4 protein-coding genes are annotated in these 2,301 nt (G+C 63.4%); 3 read left to right on the top strand and 1 reads right to left on the bottom strand.

Annotation, left to right across the window (positions count from 1 at the left end):
• The 3 genes from EN991_RS32770 to EN991_RS32760 all read left to right on the top strand — a co-directional run.
• On the top strand, nucleotides 1–707 hold a 707-nt coding region (locus EN991_RS32770; RefSeq protein WP_164769546.1), incomplete at its 5' end, for a carbon-nitrogen hydrolase family protein.
• A complete protein-coding gene (locus EN991_RS32765; protein WP_013529451.1) occupies nucleotides 704–1,129 on the top strand; it encodes a DUF1178 family protein in 426 nt (141 codons plus the stop codon). The genes EN991_RS32770 and EN991_RS32765, both read left to right, overlap by 4 nt.
• A 122-nt stretch (nucleotides 1,130–1,251) precedes the next feature.
• On the top strand, nucleotides 1,252–1,806 hold the full coding sequence (locus EN991_RS32760; RefSeq protein WP_164753528.1) for a hypothetical protein: 555 nt from the start codon (nucleotides 1,252–1,254) through the stop codon (nucleotides 1,804–1,806).
• Between the two features lie 6 nt (nucleotides 1,807–1,812).
• Here EN991_RS32760 and EN991_RS32755 read toward each other — a convergent pair whose 3' ends face one another.
• The gene (locus EN991_RS32755; protein WP_013529453.1) at nucleotides 1,813–2,298 is read right to left on the bottom strand and encodes a MarR family transcriptional regulator; all 486 of its coding nucleotides are present in this window, start codon (nucleotides 2,296–2,298) and stop codon (nucleotides 1,813–1,815) included.
• Nucleotides 2,299–2,301: the final 3 nt, after the last annotated feature.

Below are 2,301 nucleotides of genomic sequence, written 5' to 3'. Positions count from 1 at the left end.
CTCGCGCCGCATCGTTCACGTCGGAGGACAAGGACATCGTCGTTGCGACCGCGCGCAGGCTGGCCAAGGAGCTCGGCATCTTCCTGCATATCGGCTCGACCGCCATTCTGCGCGCCGACGGCAAGCTCGCCAACCGGGCGCTGCTGTTCGGGCCGGATGGTGCTGCGCTCGCCGCCTACGACAAGATCCACATGTTCGACGTCGATCTCGACAATGGCGAGAGCTGGCGTGAGTCCGCCGCCTATGAACCGGGAACCGAGGCCGTCGTCACCGACATCGAGGGTGCAAAGCTCGGCTTCGCCGTTTGCTACGATCTGCGCTTTCCGCAACTCTTCCGCGCCGAGGCGTTGGCCGGCGCAGACCTGTTTTCCGTACCGGCTGCCTTCACCCGCCAGACCGGCGAGGCGCACTGGCACGTGCTGCTCAGGGCCCGCGCCATCGAGAACGGCGCCTATGTCGTCGCCGCCGCGCAGGGTGGCTTGCATGAAGATGGCCGCGAGACTTACGGCCATTCGCTGATCGTCGATCCGTGGGGCCGGATCATTGCGGAAGCCGCGCATGACGAACCGGCGGTGATCGTCGCCGAGATCGACCCGGCGCAGTCGCTTGCCGCGCGCAAGAAGATCCCCAATCTCAGGAATGCGCGGGATTTCGCCGTCAATGCCGGCTCGGGCGAGGCGCCACGGCTCAGGGGGGCAGCCTCTTGATCCGTTTTGCCCTGATCTGCGAGCACGAGCACGAATTCGAAGGCTGGTTCCGCAGCAACGACGATTTCGACACCCAGAAGAAGCGCGGCTTCGTCGATTGCCCGAGCTGCGGTTCGCACAAGGTGCAGAAAGCACTGATGGCGCCGGCCGTCTCCACGGCGCGCAAGCAGGAAACCATAGCGCTGGCCATGGGCGAGGCGCAGAAGCAGGCTTTGGCGCAGCTCAAGGCGATGGCCGAGAAGGTGCGCGAGAATGCCGATTATGTCGGCGACAAGTTCGCCGAGGAAGCGCGAAAGATCCATTTCGGCGAGAGCGACCCGCGTGGCATCTATGGCGAGGCGACGCTGGACGAAGCCAAGAGCCTGGTCGAGGACGGCGTCGAGTTCATGCCGATCCCGGTGTTTCCGGACGACCGCAACTGAGTTCCGAGGGGGCTTTGCGCGACCCAGAAGCGATTGAGCCGCGACGCAGCATAAGAGCCGTCGTTGGCCGATTGGCCCGCTGGGGCGCCGTCAAGCTTAGCGGTACCCGAACGATCGACGGGTTGCTCATCATCAGCGACAAGGGCACCGACAAGATCGTCGAGGCGCTTCAGCTTATTCGTGATTTTGATCCAGTGCGCTACAGACGGCTGCTTGGTGACGTAAGACAGGTATTTGTCACAACCCTTCCTGCTTCCGTCGCGCAATGGGCAAACTCTTCCAAGGCATGCGAATTGGACGAGCGCCATATCATCAGCGAAGGGACGACGCCGGAATTGGTCGCTTCGATTATCGTCCATGAAGCCACCCACGCGCGGCTTATGCGATGTGGTATCGGCTACGAAGAGGCGCTGCGGGATCGCGTGGAGCAGGTCTGTCTGCGTCGAGAAATAGCCTTTGCGGCCAGATTGCCGACCGGAAAGGGCCGGAGCCAGCAAGCCGAAGCGACACTCGAGGCCATGCCGGACTTTTCCGACAAGGCGATGAGTGAGCGCTATCTCAGCGGTTTGCGGGATGCTCTGCTCTACCTCAACATGCCGACCCGGCTTGTCGACCTCACCGTATCATACCGCCGCTGGAAACACCGGCGCCGGTTCTCGCGGCAGCCTACGAACTGACCCGGCTTAGCTCACGCTCCCGATCAATTTCTCAAGCAGCCGAGAGAGCGTCTCCCGTTCGGCCGGTGTCAGGCCGGAAAGAATCTCATGCTCGTTGGCAACATGGGCGGCAATAGCCTCATCGATCAACGCGAGACCCTTTTCGGTCAGCCGCACGACAATGCCGCGCCGATCGTTGGGGTGCGGCCCGCGCAGGATCAATCCGGACGTCTCGAGCCGGTCGAGCCGGTTGGTCATGGCGCCTGACGTCACCATCGTCGCTTCATAGAGGGCGGTCGGCGTCAGCGCGTAGGGTGATCCAGAGCGGCGCAGCGTTGCCAGCACGTCGAATTCCCCGGACTGCAATCCATAACGGGCAAACAACGGCGCCAGGCGCTCGCGGGCGATCAGCGAGGCGGCCTCGTTCAGCCGCCCGAGCACACCCATCGGCGAGACGTCCAGATCGGGTCGTTCCCGCTTCCATTGCTCGATCGCCCGTGCTGCCCTGTCCAACTG

This window comes from Mesorhizobium sp. M7A.F.Ca.US.005.03.2.1, from assembly GCF_003997795.1.
GTDB lineage: Bacteria > Pseudomonadota > Alphaproteobacteria > Rhizobiales > Rhizobiaceae > Mesorhizobium > Mesorhizobium ciceri.
Note: the sequence above shows the minus strand (reverse complement) of the source record. Positions and strands in the feature narration are given on the sequence as shown.